Source organism: Pseudodesulfovibrio sp. zrk46 (assembly GCF_012516435.1).
GTDB lineage: Bacteria > Desulfobacterota > Desulfovibrionia > Desulfovibrionales > Desulfovibrionaceae > Pseudodesulfovibrio.
Window position 1 is genome coordinate 1,648,739 of record NZ_CP051216.1, and the last position, 16,105, is coordinate 1,664,843.

The window sequence follows — 16,105 nt, forward strand, 5'->3', positions numbered from 1 at the left end:
GTTCCGCGTCCGGCCCAATCCCGGGCCGATTGAACAATCAATCTGATATGAGGTACCGCAAATGATCAGACCTGATTTTAAAAAGATGGAGCTGATTCCAGCCATCGCACAGGACGCCGCAACCGGCGAAGTGCTGATGATGGCCTACATGAATGAAGAATCCTGGGACAAGACCCTGGAAACCGGCGAGGCCCATTACTGGAGCCGCAGCCGCAAGACGCTATGGCATAAGGGCGGTACCTCGGGCCATACGCAGAAGGTGAAATCTATCCGCATAGATTGCGACGACGACACCTTGGTACTGCTTATCGATCAGATCGGGGGTGCGGCCTGCCACAAAGGCTACCGCTCCTGCTTTTATCGCGAATTAAAAGACGGCGAAGTGACAGAATGTTCCCCGCTCGTCTTCGACCCTAAAGAGGTATATAAATAATGTCTGAACAATTTCTTCGACTCGGTGTCCCCAAAGGTTCTCTCCAGGAAGCAACCCTGAAGCTTTTCAAGAAAGCGGGTTGGAATATCAAGCTGCACAACCGCAACTACTTCCCGGACATCGACGACGACCGCATCAAATGCTCCCTGGCCCGTGCCCAGGAAATGTCCATGTACGTTGAGAACGGCACCTTTGATGTCGGTCTGACCGGTATGGACTGGATCAAGGAAAACAAGTCCGACGTCGTTGTCGTCGACGACCTGATCTACTCCAAGGTCTCCAACCGCAAGGCCCGCTGGGTGCTGTGCGTCAAGGGTGATTCCCCGTACAAACGTCCTGAGGATCTGCAGGGTAAGAAGATCGCCACTGAGCTCATGGGCTTCACTGAAGAGTACTTCAAGTCTCAGAACATTGACGTGGACGTCTCCTTCTCCTGGGGTACCACCGAGGCCAAGGTCATCGAAGGTCTGTGCGACGGTATCGTGGAGATCACCGAGACCGGCACCACCATCAAGGCTAACGGCCTGCGCATCATCGCAGAGCTGATGCAGACCAACACCCAGCTCATCGCCAACAAGGAAGCCTGGGAAGATCCCAAGAAGCGCAAGCTCATCGAAGAGATCAACATGCTCCTGCAGGGCGCCCTCAAGGCTGAGAAAATGGTCGGCCTCAAGATGAACCTGCCCAAGGACAAGCTGTCCGAGCTGAACGGCTCCCTGCCGTCCCTGAACTCTCCGACTGTTGCCGAACTGCAGGACCCCAACTGGCTGTCCGTTGAGATCATGGTAGAGGAGAAGGTTGTCCGCAACCTGATCCCGAAACTGGTCGAGTTCGGCGCTGAGGGTATCATCGAGTACCCGCTGAACAAGGTCATCTAAGTCTCATTTTCATAATGAACGACAAGGCCGGATCCCGATGGGATTCGGCCTTTTTTTGTGCCCGCCTTGCTTCACTGTCCCAACTGTGTGATGAGAGATGAAACGAGGAGTCTCATTCATGCGCAAACCTCCGTTCGGGCGGGTGCAGGGATTCACCCGCGCCATGGAACTGCTGGACAAGAAGGTCGATCCCGTCATCGTTGAGGTGGGAACCACCCGCCACAAAGGCAACTGGCTGGCTGACGGCTACTCTACGCCGCTCTTCGGCTGGTACGTAACCCGTTTCGGAGGCAGCTTCACCTCGGTGGATATTGATTCGGAGGCTGCTTCTCTGTGCCGGGAAATTTTCGAGGAGTTCGATATCCCGCTGGAGCGAACCGACTTGGTGACTGCGGATGGCATTGGCTATCTCAAGCATTTCGACCGGCCGATTGACCTGCTGTATCTGGACGGGTGGGACTATTCCTTGTTCGACACCGAAGAGGCCATTGATGAGCGTCTGGCGTCGGAGCAGGCGCATCTGGAGTGCTTCCTCGCGGCAGAACCCCATTTGAATAAGGGTGCGGTTGTTCTGGTGGACGATTGCATGGAAACGAGGACGTGGTTTGGAAAGGGGAAACGGTTGATCCCGTATCTGATGGCACGAAAGTACTATCAGGATCCGGTGAGTCTGGTCCCGCAGGAGAACTACTATCCGCCGGAAGTGTTCCAGTATCTGTGTATCAAACCCTAGTCGGGCGGTTGACTATCGAGGAATTTCTCCATCGTAGCTGGAATCGAACCACGCCGGGATGCCATCCTCGGCGCCATTGAGTTTACCCTGCCAGATGTCATTTCCTTCAAAGTAGCTTCTGACCGCATTGTGCAGGCCGCGCATGTTGGCGGCCCAGTCCGGTGCTATCAGTTCGCCTTTGCCGGGGTTGCCGTTGAGGCGATGAATGACGGTGGTGGGCTTGAGATGCATGAGGGCCTGCGAAAGCATGTGCAGGAAGTCGGCAAGCTCCATGGGCGTGTATTTGCCCTGTTCGTAGAGCGAGGCAAGGGGTGTGTCGCGGCAGACGTAGAGGTTGTGAAATTTGGCGCCCTGAATAGGCAGGGAGTTGACGAGCTTTACCGAGTCGAGCAATTCAGGCAGGCCTTCGCGCCCCGAGGGTGTTGGTAGGCCGACAATGATATGGGCAACTACGGTCAGGCCGCGTTCTGCAGCGGCAAATACGGCGTCTTGAAATGCCTGTACGTCGTGCCCACGGTTGATGAAGGACAGGGTCTCGTCGCACGCGGACTGGAGGCCGAGTTCGAGAATGACTTCGGACAGCCCCAGAATTTCCTTCTGCGCGGCCAGCAGGTCCAGCTTTTCAACGTCGAGGCAGTCGGGCCGGGTGCCGAGGCTGAGCGAGGTGAGCCCGGGCAGACCTTCCAGCGCTGCCAGCGTATCGCGCAGACGTTCGATGGGACCGTGGGTATTAGAATAGGACTGGAGGTAAGCAGTGAAAAGCTCCAGATTGTGTTTTCCGGTATGAATGTCATGCCAGAACTGCCATTGCTCAGGGATGGTCAGCCCCTTTTCGTCGAAGCCGGAGCCCGATCCTTTGGGGTTGCAGAAGATGCATCCGGCCTTGGAAAGGGTGCCGTCACGGTTGGGGCAGGAGAACCCTGCATCCAGTGGTATTTTTTGCACACGTTTGCCATAGGTTTGGCGGGTGTGTGAGGAGAGTGCGAAGTAGCGAAGCATCTTTTTTTAGAAAAAGTCGTGAAAATTGCGCCGAAACGGCCTCAGCGTATTGCTAGAGCGGGTTACATTTGGTACCAATCGGCAATCGAAAATGTACGCTAGCGTACTTCCGGGGCATTGGGAAGTGCGACAGAAACATAGAATTTGAAACATAATGTTAACGTTTTTTTGTATTGAACGGGGGTTCAATGGGTAGCCTGCTCAACAGAATTATCGGCTCTTTCTCCAATGATCTCGCCATTGACTTGGGGACGGCCAACACGCTGGTCTACGTCAAGGGCAAAGGGGTCATGCTTTCCGAGCCTTCCGTGGTTGCGGTGAAGAAAGACTCGCGTGGCGGCAAGGCCGTCCTGGCCGTTGGCGCGGAAGCCAAGAAGATGCTCGGTCGTACCCCGGGCAACATCGTGGCCATTAGGCCCATGAAGGATGGCGTCATCGCCGACTTCGAAGTGACCGAGGCCATGCTTCGTCACTTCATTTCAAAAGTTCACAACTCCCGTCGACTGGTGCGGCCTCGCATCATGATCTGCGTGCCCACCGGGATCACTCAGGTGGAAAAGCGCGCAGTCAGGGAGTCGGCCCAGTCTGCCGGTGCTCGTGAGGTCTACCTCATCGAGGAGCCCATGGCTGCGGCCATCGGTGCCAACCTGCCGATTACGGAACCGACCTCCAACATGATCGTAGACATCGGTGGTGGTACCACTGAGATCGCTGTCATCTCCCTGTCCGGTATCGTTTATGCCCGATCCGTCCGCATTGGTGGTGACAAGATGGATGAAGCGATCATGCAGCACGTCAAGCGCAAGTACAACATGCTCATCGGTGAATCCACGGCTGAACAGATCAAGATCAACATCGGCTCCGCCTACCCCCTGGGAGACGAGGAACCGATCATGGAAGTCAAGGGTCGCGACCTGGTCACCGGTATCCCGCAGAATCGTCCCATCACCGCCGAAGAAGTCCGCGAGGCTATCTCCGAGCAGGTTGAGGGCATCGTGCAGGGTGTGCGTATCGCGCTGGAACAGACTCCGCCCGAACTGGCTGCTGACATCGTTGACCGCGGCATCGTCCTCACCGGCGGTGGTGCACTGCTCAAGGGGCTGGACATGCTCCTGCAGCACGAGACTCAGCTGCCCATCACCGTGGTGGAAGATCCCCTGACCGCAGTCGTGCTCGGTTCGGGTAAGGCCTTGGACAACATCGATCTCTATAAGGACGTCACTACGGACTAGATCGGCTGCAGTGCCCAAGCTCAATTTGATAGGAAACGCACGATTGCAGCTCAACAGCAATCGTGCGTTTTTACTCGTCAGGCAGGAACCCAGTGAAAAAGCCCAATAAAATAGTCGTTGTCATCGTAGCGGGACTCTTCGTGTATCTGTCCATGTTCACGTGGAACCTGCGCACCGGTCATCTGGACGCTTTGTCCAGTTACACGGGCCTTGATATCTCCGGCTACCTCCTGCGCCCCGGCCTGTGGGTGAAGGATCAGGTGGTGGGCTTCTGGGAACGCTATATCTATCTGGTGGGCCTCAAGCAGGAGAATGATACCCTGTTGGCAGAGGTCGCCCGCCTCAAGCAGGAGAACATGTTCCTCAACGAGCGGGCTGACCATGGCGCTCGCCTCGACAAACTCCTCGGCTTTGTGCCTCCCGAAGAGTGGGACGCCAGCGGTGCGCGGGTCATCGCCCATCGCATGGGGCCGGCCGGTGTGCTGGATACCATCAGCGTGGATCGAGGTGCGGCCACCGGAGTCGAGGCTGACATGCCCGTCCTTTCGCTGGATGGCGTCGTGGGGCGTGTGCTTAAGGCCGGTGCCATGAATTCTTCCATCCTGCTCCTTACTGACGCCAACTCCCGTATCGCTGTTGTCGGCGGTTCCCATCGTTCCCCGGGTATGCTGTCCGGGCAGGGCTACGGTCAGGCGCTCAAGCTTCGGTTCGTGAACCTCAATGCCGTCATCGACTCCGGCGAGCTGCTGCTGACCTCCGGCCTCTCAGGTATCTTTCCCAAGGGTCTCCCCGTGGCCCGTGTGACCAAGGTGCAGCGATCAGACATCTCCCTGTTCCTGACCGTGGAAGCCGAGCCTCTCATCGACGTAGGCAGCCTGGAAGAGGTGCTGCTGCTCCAGTCTCAGCCCCGACAGCTGGAAGCTGCCCCTGAAGTTGTCCCGGAAGGCGAGGCCGCAAACGCGGAGGCCGAAAACGGTGCTGCAACTCAATAACTTTATCGCCCTCCTTTGGTGGGCCGGATACACCATCCTCGGCGTCTGGGCGCAGCGCTTCGTGCCGGGCGTGGATTTCCTCGCCCCGGGCATCGTGCTCTCCATGCAGGAAGAGGCCGGGCACAGGACCATCTGGCTCGCTCTGATCTGGATTCTGCTGCAGGAGGGCATAGGCAACCTCCCGTTTGGCTACGGGTTGGCCTGGTACGGCTCGTTGGCCTTGTTCTACGTCATGGGGCGCTGGCTGTTTGAAGCTCGCTCCATACTCTTTGTCTGTCTGCTCGGTCTTGGTCTTGGTGTGCTCCACCCCGTGCTGCTCTATGGTCTGTCCTCTCTGGCTGATCTGACTATCCCGCTGAAACCTGCCGTGATGGAAGGTGTGGCGCAGGCAGCCCTGTTCCCAGTGATCTGGCTGCTGGCCGACAAAGCATTTCCCAGAAGGATGAGGCAGGATGTCAGACCTCTATAATCACGCCAATCAGGAACCGCCCCGGGCTGGTCTGATCCTGCTCCAGGCTCTCATTCTGGGAGTCTTCTGTCTGTTCTCCATCCGCCTCTGGTATCTTCAGATCCACCACGGTGAGGATTACGCACGCAAGGCGCGTGAAAACCAGATGCGTCAGGAGTCGGTCTTTTCGCCGCGTGGTTTGATTCGTGACCGCAACGGCGACCTGCTGGCCGTGAATGAGCCTGCCTATGCTCTTGGTCTGGTGCGCGAAGACTGCCCGGACATCGACAAGACCCTGCATCAGGTGGCTGCATGGACCGGCAGGGACTTTGATGAGCTCAAGAAAATTTACAAGAAGAAGCGCCGCAGGGTGAAGCCCTTTGAGCCGCTCATTCTCATTTCGGATCTTTCCTTTGGCGAAGTGGCCATGATCGACGCCAACCGACTCCGCTGGCCCGGTCTTGAGGTGCAGGTGCGCCCCCGTCGTCAGTATCGCTACGGCGAACTTCTGGCCCACGTCCTCGGCTACGTGGCTGAAGCCAACGAAAAAGAGATGGAGAAGCGTCCCGAGCTCGCTCTGGGCGACGAAGTGGGCAAGCAGGGCATCGAGTTCATGCTCGAAGACCGTATGCGTGGCGTGAAAGGGCTGGTGCAGTTCGAGGTGGACGTCAACGGCCGTCGTCTGCAGGAGCGCACCCTCAAGCATCCTCGCGCAGGGCACGAAATTTCCCTGTCCATTGATCTCGGCCTGCAAAAGCTGGCCATGGATTGGCTGGAAGAGGAAGCGGGCGGTGTGGTTGTCATGGACGCCAATACCGGACAGCTCTGGGCGCTCGCTACAGCCCCGTCCTACAATTCCAACGATTTTTCTTCGGGCCTGAGCTCTGAGCAGTGGGCCGAACTCCGTGATAATCCGCTGCATCCCATGCAGAATCGCGTCATTCAGTCGGTGTACCCGCCTGGTTCGGTCTTCAAGCATGTAGTGGCTGGCGCAGGCCTCCACTACGACATGCTCGATCCTAAAGAGACGGTAAACTGTACGGGGCAGCTCAAGCTCGGACGCCATGTCTTCCGCTGTTGGAAAAAAGGTGGGCACGGCAAGACCGACTTCATGAAGGCCTTGGTCCAGTCCTGTGACGTCTATTTCTATAAGATGGGCAAGAAGCTCGGCGTGGACCGCATGTCCGAGTTTGCCATGAACTCGGGCTTCGGCAAACTCACCGGTATTCAGCTCCCCCACGAAAAGTCGGGCAATATCCCCACCCGCAAGTGGAAGCGTAAGCGCTTCGGCGAAGGCTGGCAGGGCGGTGACAACTTCAACATGGCCATCGGTCAGGGGTACACCCTGGTCACGCCGCTACAGGTGGCTCAGTTTTTTGCCGGTGTTATCAACGGCGGCAAGCTGCTCAAACCGCTTCTTCTCAAAGACGACAAGACCGTGGTCAAGGGACGCATTCCCCTGACCCCCGAACAACTCAAGATGTTGGAAGACGCCTTGATAGAGACCGTTGATAGTCCTCGCGGAACCTGTCGACGCATCCGCACCAAAGGCGTGATCGTGGGCGGTAAGACCGGCACGGCACAGGTGGTGCGGCTGACGGACGAGCTCAAGGAGCTCAAGGACGCACAGATCCCCTACAAGTTCCGCGACCACGCGTGGATGGCCGCCATCGCTGAAAAGGGCAACCGCAAGTTTGCCATCGCCGCTCTCGTGGAACACGGCCTGCACGGCAGCTGGAACGGCAACATGGTCAAGGCCATCATTGAATATCTTTTCGACGGGACCATAACGCTCAAGCCGGAGATCAAGAAACAGCAGGCCCGCGAGGCTCGCCTCATCACCGTTCCATCCAAGAAAAAGAAACCTGCAGGAGCGCAATAATGCCCATTGATAGACGGCTCCTTTTCTATATCAACTGGCCCCTGCTTGGCGTAGCCATTCTGCTTTTTCTGCTCGGGGTACTGAATCTCTATTCCGCTTCCGGTTATCGATTGGAAGAGGGTATGAGCATTGCTCCGTACTTCAACAAGCAGCTCATCTGGGGTTTGATGGGCATGTTCAGCATGATTGTCTTCATGTTCTTCGACTATCGTCACCTCAAGACCATGGCCTGGCCCTTGTTCTGGACAACGGTCCTGTTGCTGCTGGCAGTGTTTTTTGTGGGTAAAACCATCTACGGCGCCAAGCGTTGGCTTGATCTCGGGTTCATGAACTTTCAGCCGTCCGAGCTGGCCAAGATCGCTGTCCTCATCGTGGGCGCCCGCATTCTGTCCAAGGAACGCGAGCCTCTCGATTTTCTGCGCCTCGCCTATGTCATGGGCGTGGGCCTCATCCTCGGCGGGCTCATCATCAAGCAGCCCGACCTCGGTTCCGGCCTGTCTGTCCTGATGATCCTCGGTGGTATGGTGCTGTTCCGTGGCGTGACCCCGCGCGTCTTCAAGACAGCCCTTGTCTGTATTCCCTGCCTGCTGCCTCTGTCGTGGTTCTTCCTGCATGACTACCAGAAGCAGCGCATCATGACCTTCCTCGATCCTACCAAGGACCCTCTTGGTGCCGGATATCACATCATCCAGTCGGAAATCGCCATCGGTTCGGGCGGATTCTGGGGCAAGGGATTTTTGGAAGGAACACAGTCTCAGTTGCGATTTTTACCTGAGCGTCACACAGACTTTGCTGTGGCCGTTTTCGGTGAAGAATGGGGTTTTGCCGGGACTATGTTACTTTTGTCACTATTCTGCTTCTTTTTATACCAAATGGTGGTCATTGCACGTGACGCCAGGGGGCTGTTTGGCAGCTATCTGGCAGCAGGCGTGTTCTTCTATTTCTTCTGGCAAATCCTTATAAATACGGGTATGGTCCTCGGGCTAATGCCAGTTGTAGGCATACCGCTTCCGTTTATCAGCTACGGAGGCAGTGCCACACTGGTGAACTTCTGTCTCGTTGGGCTGGTTTTGAACGTGTCCATGCGCAGGTTCTTGTTCAAACAGTAACAAGTTGCCTGATGAAGCCAGCCTTTGGGAATAACTGGATTTTTTAGGAGCGCTTTCATGGCGAGAGACGAAATCAACGCGTTTTTGGGTGCTGGGACCAACTATCAGGGCAAATTGCATTTCCAAGGTGCGGTCCGCATCGATGGCAATTTCCAGGGTGAGGTCGTATCCGATGGAACGCTGGTTGTCGGCCAAGAGGCCGTGGTAGAAGGACAGGTCCGCGTGGGCCAGCTCGTTCTGTCTGGAAATATCCAGGGTGAGGTAGAGGCCAAGAATAAGGTAGTCTTGCATAAGACTGCTAACTTACAGGGGAACATCAGGACTCCGAGCCTGGTGGTAGAAGAAGGTGCAGTGTTGGAAGGTCAGCTCGTTATGGGCAGTCTGGATGCCACTGCCTCCGCAACGCCGGAAGAAGACTCCAAGTAACATTTCGACGACTGCTCGAGGAGCGTTCGCGACCTGTTCAAAGTCAAAAAGGCTTTGACACAAGTCGTGAAATTGCGTAATCGGCAATGACTTTGCGCCAAAATTCACAACCTATCTGGGGGCACACGGTATGGTAATACCTGACAAGACACTTTTTATCCAAGGGGCTAACTTTCTCATCACGATCTTCGTGTTGAACGTGCTCCTGATCAAACCCATTCGCGAAATCATCAAGAAGCGCAAGGGTTTGATGGCTGATCAGCTGGACAAGATCGAAGGCTTCAACAAGAACGCGGAAGCGAAAGTCGCAGACTATGAGACTCAGCTCGCCGCCGCCCGCAAGGAAGCCAACGACATCCGTTCCGCCATGAAGGACGAGGGCACTGCTCAGGAGCAGGAACTCATGTCCGTTGCCGGCGCGGAAGCCTCCAGCACCATCCAGGCAGCCCGCGCCGAGATCGAGGCCGAGGTGAAGGGAGCCATGGATCAGCTGACCAAGGACGTTGACAAATTCGCCGAAGCCGCCACAGGTAAGATCCTGGGCCAGGCTTAGACGAGGGGTAAGGAGGGTTTCATTTTGAAACGTGCATTGTTTTTTGCGGTCCTGCTGATCGCCCTGGCGATCTCGTCGGTGGCGTTTGCCAGCGAAGGTCACGGAGTCTTCACAGCTGAAAATGTGAAAGACTACGGCCTGCGTATCGTCAACTTGATCCTGTTTGCAGGCCTGCTGTACAAGCTGGCTGGCGCCAAGATCAAAGATTTCTTCGTTGGTCGTCGCGACGGCATCAAGCAGGAGCTTGATGATCTCGCCGCCCGCCAGGCTGATGCCGAGAAGAAACTGAAAGAAGTTGAATCCGGCATTGCCAATATGGCGCAGGAGAAAGAGGCCATCATCGCTGAAGCTAAGAAGCAGGGCGAGGCCATCAAGGAAGCCATCATCGCTAAGGGTCATAAAGACGCCGAAGCTCTGAAGGAACAAGCTAAGCGCACCGCTTCCAACGAAGCTCAGGCTGCTATCGAAACCATTCGCGGCGAAATGGCCGACATGGTTGTCGCCGCTGCTGAAAAGATCGTCGCCGAGAAGCTGAGCGCTGAAGACCACGACAAGCTTGTGGATGACTATTTAACTAAGGTGGTGCTCAATTGACCGGTAACGTAGTTTCCCGCCGCTACGCTAAAGCTCTGTTCGCCATTGGCGCCGCCAAAGGTGAAGCAGAACAAGCGAAGTACGGCGAGCAGCTGGTTGCGCTGGGTCAGTCCATGACGGACGTCCCTGAGGCCATGGGTTTCTTCCGGAACCCCTCCTTCTCTGCTGAAGAGAAGAAGGCCGTGCTGAACCAGCTCGTTGAGAAGATGTCGGTAGACCCGATGGTCAAGAACTTCTGCGACCTGTTGGCTGACAAGGGCCGCGTCGAGATTCTTCCCGCCATCGCTTCTGATTATAAGGCCATGATGGACGCTGTTTCCGGCGTCGTCACCGGCGAGCTCATCACGGTGGGCGAGCTGTCCGATGAGAGAAAGTCTGCTATCCAGTCCAATCTGGAGAAACAGGCCGGCAAGAAGCTGGAACTCTCCTTTGCCACCGACAAGGATATCCTTGGCGGCATCGTCCTGAAGGTGGGCGATAAGGTAATGGACGCCAGCCTCAAGGCTCAACTGCAGATTCTGAAAGAAAATATTAAAAGGGGTGAGTAGGGCAATGCAGATCAAAGCAGAAGAAATCAGCAAAATCATTCAGGACCAGATTCAGAATTACGAATCTCGTGTTGAAATGAGCGAGACCGGTACCGTCCTCTACGTTGGTGATGGTATCGCTCGTGTTCACGGCGTTGAGAACGTCATGGCCATGGAGCTGCTGGAATTCCCCGGTGGCCTGATGGGCATGGTGCTCAACCTCGAAGAAGACAACGTTGGTGTCGCCCTCCTGGGTTCCGATACCGGTGTTAAGGAAGGTGACCCGGTCAAGCGTACCGGTCAGATTTACTCCGTCCCCGTCGGCGACGCCGTCATGGGCCGCGTTGTCAACCCGCTGGGTCAGCCCCTCGATGGTCTCGGACCGATCGACGCTAAGGAAACCCGTCCGGTTGAAATGAAGGCTCCCGGCATCATCGCTCGTAAGTCCGTTCACGAGCCCTGCTACACCGGCCTCAAGGCTGTTGACGCCATGACTCCTGTTGGCCGTGGTCAGCGCGAACTCGTCATTGGTGACCGTCAGACCGGTAAGACCGCTGTCTGCGTCGACGCCATCCTCGCCCAGAAGACCACCGACGTGCATTGCTTCTACGTCGCCATCGGTCAGAAGAAAGCATCTGTTGCTCTGGTTGCCGACATTCTTCGTCAGCACGGCGCAATGGAATACACCACCATCGTTTCTGCTACCGCTTCCGAGCCCGCACCGCTGCAGTTCATCGCTGCTTACACCGGTGCAACCATGGCAGAATTCTACCGCGACAACGGCAAGCACGCCCTGATCGCTTACGATGACCTTTCCAAGCAGGCTACTGCTTACCGCGAAATGTCCCTCCTGCTTCGTCGTCCTCCGGGCCGTGAAGCATTCCCCGGTGACGTCTTCTACCTGCACTCCAGACTGCTGGAGCGTTCCTGTAAGGTTAACGACAGCCTCGGCGCTGGTTCCCTGACCGCTCTGCCGGTTATTGAAACCCAGGCTGGTGACGTTTCCGCATTTATTCCGACCAACGTTATCTCCATTACTGATGGTCAGATCTACCTCGAGCCTAACCTGTTCTTGTCCGGTGTTCGTCCGGCCATTAACGTCGGTCTCTCCGTCTCCCGAGTCGGTGGTTCCGCACAGATCAAGGCTATGAAGCAGGTCGCCGGTACCCTGCGTCTCGACCTCGCTCAGTACCGCGAGCTCGCAGCATTCGCATCCTTCGGTTCCGACCTCGATAAGGCCACCCAGGAAAAGCTGAACCGCGGTGCCCGCATGGTTGAGCTCCTGAAGCAGCCCCAGTACAAGCCGCTGACCGTTCAGGAACAGGTTTCTGTTCTGTACGCTGGTACCCGCGGTTTCCTCGATGACGTTCCGGTTGAGTCCGTCATCAAGTTCGAGGCTGAATTCCTCGAGTTCATGAACAACGCCAAGTCCAACGTTCTGGACGCTATCGCCGAGAAGCAGCAGATCGACGACGCCGTCGAAGCTGACCTCAAGGCCGCTATCGACGAGTTCAAGAAAGGCTTCAGCGCTTAACTAAGGGGTAACGAATGGCTTCGTTAAGAGACGTCCAAAATCAGATTGTTGGCGTCAAGAAAACCAAGCAGATCACCAAGGCGATGAACATGGTCGCCTCGGCAAAACTGCGCAACGCACAGGAGCGTATCGAACGCTTCCGTCCGTATGCGGACAAGTTTTACGAGATGCTTGGGGACTTGGCAGCCGGCGCTGACGAATCGGTACATCCGCTGCTGGAAGTCCGGGACGAAGTAAAGACCGTGGGTATCATGGTCACCACTTCCGACCGCGGCCTCTGTGGCGCATTTAATGTCAATATCATCAATAAGGCCATGAAGCTGGCCAAGGCCAAAGCCGCCGAGGGCAAAGCAGTCAAAATGTACTGCATCGGTAAGAAAGCCCGCGACGTCTTTAAGAAGACCGAATTTGAAATGGTGCGAGCAGAAGCTGACGCCATGAGCAAGTTCGACTTCAATCTGGCTGCCAGCGTTGGTAACGAACTGATCGCCGGCTACGTTTCCGGTGAACTGGACGAAGTCCACATCTGCTACGGTGAGTTCATCTCCATGGCCAAGCAGCCCGCCACGACTCTGCAGCTTCTGCCCATGGCAGCACAGGAAGAGTCCGAAGGCGAAGGCGGCGCAGGTGACTACTTGTACGAACCGTCTGTTGAGGGCCTGCTCGCTGAGCTGCTGCCCCGCTTCATCAAAGTCCAGGTCTACCGTGGCCTGCTCGACACCTCCTGCTCCGAGCACGCAGCTCGTATGGCAGCGATGGATAACGCCACCAAGGCGTGTGATGAACTGACGGACACCCTGACCTTGCTCTTCAACAAGACAAGGCAGGCCGCCATTACTGGCGATCTTATGGACATTGTCGGCGGCGTGGAAGCGCTGAAAGGATAAAAGGGGGCTATGAAAAATGGCTAATACTGGTAAAATCGTTCAGGTAATCGGCGCCGTTGTCGACGTCGAATTTGCCGAAGGGAATCTTCCCAACATTCTGTCTGCGTTGGAGATTAAAAACCCCAACAACACTGACGCTCCTATCCTGATCTGCGAAACTGCGCAGCATCTGGGTAACAACGTTGTTCGCACCATCGCCATGGACGCTACCGAAGGTCTCGTTCGCGGCATGGAAGCAGTTGACCTCGAATCTCCGATCACCGTTCCCGTCGGATCCGGCTCCCTGGGCCGCATCATGAACGTCTGCGGTGAGCCCGCTGATGAAATGGGTCCTGTTCCTTGCGAAAAGCGTCTCCCCATTCACCGTGACGCCCCCGCCTTCACCGAGCAGTCCACCAAGGTTGAGCTGCTGGAAACCGGCATCAAGGTCGTTGACCTTCTGATCCCCTTCCCGAAGGGTGGTAAGATGGGCCTCTTCGGCGGCGCCGGTGTTGGTAAGACCGTTATTCTGATGGAAATGATCAACAACATCGCTAAGCAGCACGGTGGTATCTCCGTGTTCGCAGGTGTTGGTGAGCGTACCCGTGAAGGTAACGACCTTTACCACGAAATGAAGGACGCTGGCGTTCTCGAGAAAGCCGCATTGGTTTACGGCCAGATGAACGAGCCTCCGGGAGCCCGTGCTCGTGTTGCTCTGACCGCACTGACCTGCGCTGAGTACTTCCGTGACGAAGAAGGCCAGGATGTGCTCCTCTTCGTTGATAACATCTTCCGCTTCACCCAGGCCGGTGCAGAGGTATCCGCACTCCTCGGTCGTATGCCTTCCGCAGTTGGTTACCAGCCTACTCTGGGTACTGACCTCGGTGGTCTGCAGGAACGTATTACCTCCACCAACAAGGGTTCCATTACCTCTGTTCAGGCTGTTTACGTCCCTGCTGATGACTTGACTGACCCCGCACCTGCAACCACCTTTGCTCACCTTGACGGTACCCTCGTTCTGTCCCGTCAGATCGCTGAGCTGGGCATCTACCCTGCAGTTGACCCGCTGGACTCCACCTCCCGTATCCTCTCTCCCGAGGTTCTCGGCGATGTTCACTACAACACCGCTCGTGAAGTTCAGTCCGTGCTCCAGAAGTACAAGGACCTGCAGGACATCATCGCCATTCTCGGTATGGACGAACTGTCCGACGATGATAAGCAGACTGTTGCTCGCGCTCGTCGCATCCAGCGCTTCCTGTCCCAGCCGTTCCACGTTGCTGAGGTCTTCACCGGTGTTGCTGGTGTCTACGTTAAGACCGAAGACACTGTTCAGGCTTTCCGCGACATCCTGGACGGCAAGTACGACGACCTGCCCGAGCAGGCCTTCTACATGTGCGGCCCGATCGAGGAAGCCATCGAAAAAGCCAAGAAGTAAGCGAGGTAGCTCATGGCTAATACGCTGAAACTCGAGATCGTCACTCCCGACCGCAAGGTTCTGTCGGAAGAAGTGGAATACGTTGGAGCCCCGGGCATCATGGGTGAATTTGGTGTCCTGGCAAACCACGTTCCCTTCCTGTCCGCCCTGGGAATCGGCAATCTCTTCTATAAACAAAACGGCAAGGCATACTACGTCTTCGTCTCCGGTGGATTCGCCGAAATCAGTAACAATCAGGTGACCATCCTCGCCGAAGTTGCTGAAATGGCTACCGAGATCGATGAAGACCGTGCCCAGAAGGCCAAAGGCCGCGCTGAAGAGCGTTCCGCCAAGGCCAAGGCAAAGGTCGACGCCGCTCGCAACCAGGCAGCACTGCGCAGAGCAATCTCTCGCATCAGCTGCAAGTCCTCCGGCAAGTCCGCAGGTACCTGCTAGCAGCAAGACCCGACCCTACACCCTGATACAAGAGGGCAGTCCGCAAGGACTGCCCTTTTTCTTTTGCCTTGGTGAAAGGGTATCTCTCACAAAAAAAATAATCCCCAAAATATGTCTATGCAGGTGTAATCATATGTATAGGCAAACTCTCATTGCCAGTGTGTGACTATAGGAGTACCACGCAGTATTGACTCGTTTGTGGCAAGGGTTTTGAGGTCAGGAATTGAGCGTTGGACATGCCCTCATCTTGACCTGAGAAACGATTAAATGTATATACATTTAATCTAAACGTATATAAGTTAGATAACAGTATGGCAAAACAGAACAAATCACTACAGATTCGCGACTTCATCCTGACCCGTATCCGGAACGGGGCATGGATTACCGGTCAGAAAATTCCTTCTGAAGCGGAGTTGATGTCGCTCTTTTCGGCCAGTCGCATGACGGTGCATCGAGCTGTAAAAGAGCTTGCCGCTGAAGGCCACCTGCTGCGTGAGCGTGGAAGAGGCACTTTTGTGGCAAAGCGGATCCCTCGTAGTGAACTGCTCACGGTTCGTGACATCGTGGTCGAGATCAAGGAGCGCGGCGGGACCTATTACAATGAGGTCAAGCATGTAGGGTACGCCAACCAGTCTGCACGGCTGAGCCATGTTTTTGGCGGCGTTCCCATTGCCAGCATCGCGCACTCCATCATCGTTCATTACGAAAACGGTGAACCACTTCAGTTGGAAAATCGCTGGGTGGATCTCAACATGGTGCCCGGCTACCTGACAGTGGATTTCACCACCTGTTCGCCTTCCCGTTATCTTTCTCAGGAAGCTCCGCTGCAAAAGGCGGAGCATGAGTTGACCGCTGCACTCCCTAATCAGGAGCAGCAGAACTTTCTCGAAATACGGGCAGGCGATCCCTGCCTGCTGCTCAAGCGTAAAACTTGGTCGGGCGACCGTCTGGTCTCCTATGCCGAGCTATTGTATCCCGCATCGCGGTACAGCTTCGGCGGCGTGTTCACGCCCGGCACCTAAACCGAGA

18 protein-coding genes are annotated in these 16,105 nt (G+C 56.0%); 17 read left to right on the forward strand and 1 reads right to left on the reverse strand.

The annotated features are described in order from the left end of the window. Positions 1-61 precede the first annotated feature (61 nt). The 3 genes from hisI to HFN16_RS07500 all read left to right on the forward strand — a co-directional run bounded on the left by hisI (position 62) and on the right by HFN16_RS07500 (position 2,044). Positions 62-433, forward strand: a complete 372-nt coding sequence (gene hisI, locus HFN16_RS07490; protein ID WP_168890164.1) for a phosphoribosyl-AMP cyclohydrolase — start codon at positions 62-64, stop codon at positions 431-433. Beyond that, positions 433-1,311 (forward strand): ATP phosphoribosyltransferase, encoded by an 879-nt coding sequence (gene hisG / locus HFN16_RS07495; protein WP_168890165.1) that lies wholly within the window; start codon positions 433-435, stop codon positions 1,309-1,311. Before hisI ends, hisG begins: the two co-directional genes overlap by 1 nt. 118 nt (positions 1,312-1,429) lie before the next feature. Continuing rightward, positions 1,430-2,044, forward strand: coding sequence for a class I SAM-dependent methyltransferase (locus tag HFN16_RS07500; protein ID WP_168890166.1), 615 nt, complete (start codon positions 1,430-1,432; stop codon positions 2,042-2,044). A gap of 12 nt (positions 2,045-2,056) precedes the next feature. On the opposite strand, the gene HFN16_RS07505 is transcribed toward HFN16_RS07500, so the two are convergent. Then, positions 2,057-2,989, reverse strand: coding sequence for a TIGR01212 family radical SAM protein (locus HFN16_RS07505; protein WP_247648472.1), 933 nt, complete (start codon positions 2,987-2,989; stop codon positions 2,057-2,059). Between the two features lie 242 nt (positions 2,990-3,231). Here HFN16_RS07505 and HFN16_RS07510 point away from each other — a divergent pair, with 242 nt between their 5' ends. The 14 genes from HFN16_RS07510 (at position 3,232) to HFN16_RS07575 (ending at position 16,098) form a co-directional block, all read left to right on the forward strand. Then, positions 3,232-4,275: a rod shape-determining protein gene (locus tag HFN16_RS07510; RefSeq protein ID WP_168890168.1), complete on the forward strand. Its 1,044-nt coding sequence runs from the start codon at positions 3,232-3,234 to the stop codon at positions 4,273-4,275. Positions 4,276-4,367: 92 nt separating this feature from the next. After that, positions 4,368-5,267: a rod shape-determining protein MreC gene (gene mreC, locus HFN16_RS07515; RefSeq protein WP_168890169.1), complete on the forward strand. Its 900-nt coding sequence runs from the start codon at positions 4,368-4,370 to the stop codon at positions 5,265-5,267. Then, positions 5,251-5,736: a hypothetical protein gene (locus HFN16_RS07520; RefSeq protein ID WP_168890170.1), complete on the forward strand. Its 486-nt coding sequence runs from the start codon at positions 5,251-5,253 to the stop codon at positions 5,734-5,736. Before mreC ends, HFN16_RS07520 begins: the two co-directional genes overlap by 17 nt. Next, complete coding sequence (mrdA, locus tag HFN16_RS07525; protein WP_168890171.1) at positions 5,720-7,597, forward strand: penicillin-binding protein 2; 1,878 nt, start codon at positions 5,720-5,722, stop codon at positions 7,595-7,597. Before HFN16_RS07520 ends, mrdA begins: the two co-directional genes overlap by 17 nt. Continuing rightward, positions 7,597-8,706 carry a rod shape-determining protein RodA gene (gene rodA / locus HFN16_RS07530; protein WP_210772244.1) on the forward strand — a complete coding sequence of 370 codons (1,110 nt, stop codon included), beginning with the start codon at positions 7,597-7,599 and terminating at the stop codon, positions 8,704-8,706. The genes mrdA and rodA overlap by 1 nt, the downstream gene beginning before the upstream one ends. Positions 8,707-8,763: 57 nt before the next feature. After that, the gene (locus HFN16_RS07535) at positions 8,764-9,132 is read left to right on the forward strand and encodes a polymer-forming cytoskeletal protein (protein ID WP_168890172.1); all 369 of its coding nucleotides are present in this window, start codon (positions 8,764-8,766) and stop codon (positions 9,130-9,132) included. 130 nt (positions 9,133-9,262) lie between these two features. Next, positions 9,263-9,685, forward strand: coding sequence for an ATP synthase F0 subunit B (locus tag HFN16_RS07540; RefSeq protein WP_168890173.1), 423 nt, complete (start codon positions 9,263-9,265; stop codon positions 9,683-9,685). A 24-nt stretch (positions 9,686-9,709) separates the two neighbouring features. Further along, entirely contained in the window at positions 9,710-10,279 is a 570-nt protein-coding gene (locus tag HFN16_RS07545; RefSeq protein ID WP_168890174.1) for an ATP synthase F0 subunit B, read from the forward strand. Further along, a complete protein-coding gene (atpH, locus tag HFN16_RS07550; protein WP_168890175.1) occupies positions 10,276-10,827 on the forward strand; it encodes an ATP synthase F1 subunit delta in 552 nt (183 codons plus the stop codon). Before HFN16_RS07545 ends, atpH begins: the two co-directional genes overlap by 4 nt. A gap of 4 nt (positions 10,828-10,831) precedes the next feature. Further along, complete coding sequence (gene atpA / locus HFN16_RS07555) at positions 10,832-12,340, forward strand: F0F1 ATP synthase subunit alpha (protein ID WP_168890176.1); 1,509 nt, start codon at positions 10,832-10,834, stop codon at positions 12,338-12,340. Between the two features lie 14 nt (positions 12,341-12,354). Continuing rightward, the gene (locus tag HFN16_RS07560; RefSeq protein WP_168890177.1) at positions 12,355-13,227 is read left to right on the forward strand and encodes a F0F1 ATP synthase subunit gamma; all 873 of its coding nucleotides are present in this window, start codon (positions 12,355-12,357) and stop codon (positions 13,225-13,227) included. A 16-nt stretch (positions 13,228-13,243) separates the two neighbouring features. Beyond that, the gene (atpD, locus tag HFN16_RS07565) at positions 13,244-14,641 is read left to right on the forward strand and encodes a F0F1 ATP synthase subunit beta (protein WP_168890178.1); all 1,398 of its coding nucleotides are present in this window, start codon (positions 13,244-13,246) and stop codon (positions 14,639-14,641) included. 12 nt (positions 14,642-14,653) lie between these two features. After that, positions 14,654-15,076 carry a F0F1 ATP synthase subunit epsilon gene (locus HFN16_RS07570; RefSeq protein ID WP_168890179.1) on the forward strand — a complete coding sequence of 141 codons (423 nt, stop codon included), beginning with the start codon at positions 14,654-14,656 and terminating at the stop codon, positions 15,074-15,076. A gap of 311 nt (positions 15,077-15,387) precedes the next feature. Beyond that, complete coding sequence (locus HFN16_RS07575) at positions 15,388-16,098, forward strand: UTRA domain-containing protein (RefSeq protein ID WP_168890180.1); 711 nt, start codon at positions 15,388-15,390, stop codon at positions 16,096-16,098. Positions 16,099-16,105 lie beyond the last annotated feature (7 nt).

Excerpts from the sequence above, each read along its gene's own strand:
- hisI (WP_168890164.1), top strand. The coding sequence starts at position 62 with ATGATCAGACCTGATTTTAAAAAGATGGAGCTGATTCCAGCCATCGCA.
- hisG (WP_168890165.1), top strand. The coding sequence starts at position 433 with ATGTCTGAACAATTTCTTCGACTCGGTGTCCCCAAAGGTTCTCTCCAG.
- HFN16_RS07500 (WP_168890166.1), top strand. The coding sequence starts at position 1,430 with ATGCGCAAACCTCCGTTCGGGCGGGTGCAGGGATTCACCCGCGCCATG.
- HFN16_RS07510 (WP_168890168.1), top strand. The coding sequence starts at position 3,232 with ATGGGTAGCCTGCTCAACAGAATTATCGGCTCTTTCTCCAATGATCTC.
- mrdA (WP_168890171.1), top strand. The coding sequence starts at position 5,720 with ATGTCAGACCTCTATAATCACGCCAATCAGGAACCGCCCCGGGCTGGT.
- rodA (WP_210772244.1), top strand. The coding sequence starts at position 7,597 with ATGCCCATTGATAGACGGCTCCTTTTCTATATCAACTGGCCCCTGCTT.
- HFN16_RS07535 (WP_168890172.1), top strand. The coding sequence starts at position 8,764 with ATGGCGAGAGACGAAATCAACGCGTTTTTGGGTGCTGGGACCAACTAT.
- HFN16_RS07540 (WP_168890173.1), top strand. The coding sequence starts at position 9,263 with ATGGTAATACCTGACAAGACACTTTTTATCCAAGGGGCTAACTTTCTC.
- atpA (WP_168890176.1), top strand. The coding sequence starts at position 10,832 with ATGCAGATCAAAGCAGAAGAAATCAGCAAAATCATTCAGGACCAGATT.
- HFN16_RS07560 (WP_168890177.1), top strand. The coding sequence starts at position 12,355 with ATGGCTTCGTTAAGAGACGTCCAAAATCAGATTGTTGGCGTCAAGAAA.
- atpD (WP_168890178.1), top strand. The coding sequence starts at position 13,244 with ATGGCTAATACTGGTAAAATCGTTCAGGTAATCGGCGCCGTTGTCGAC.
- HFN16_RS07570 (WP_168890179.1), top strand. The coding sequence starts at position 14,654 with ATGGCTAATACGCTGAAACTCGAGATCGTCACTCCCGACCGCAAGGTT.
- HFN16_RS07575 (WP_168890180.1), top strand. The coding sequence starts at position 15,388 with ATGGCAAAACAGAACAAATCACTACAGATTCGCGACTTCATCCTGACC.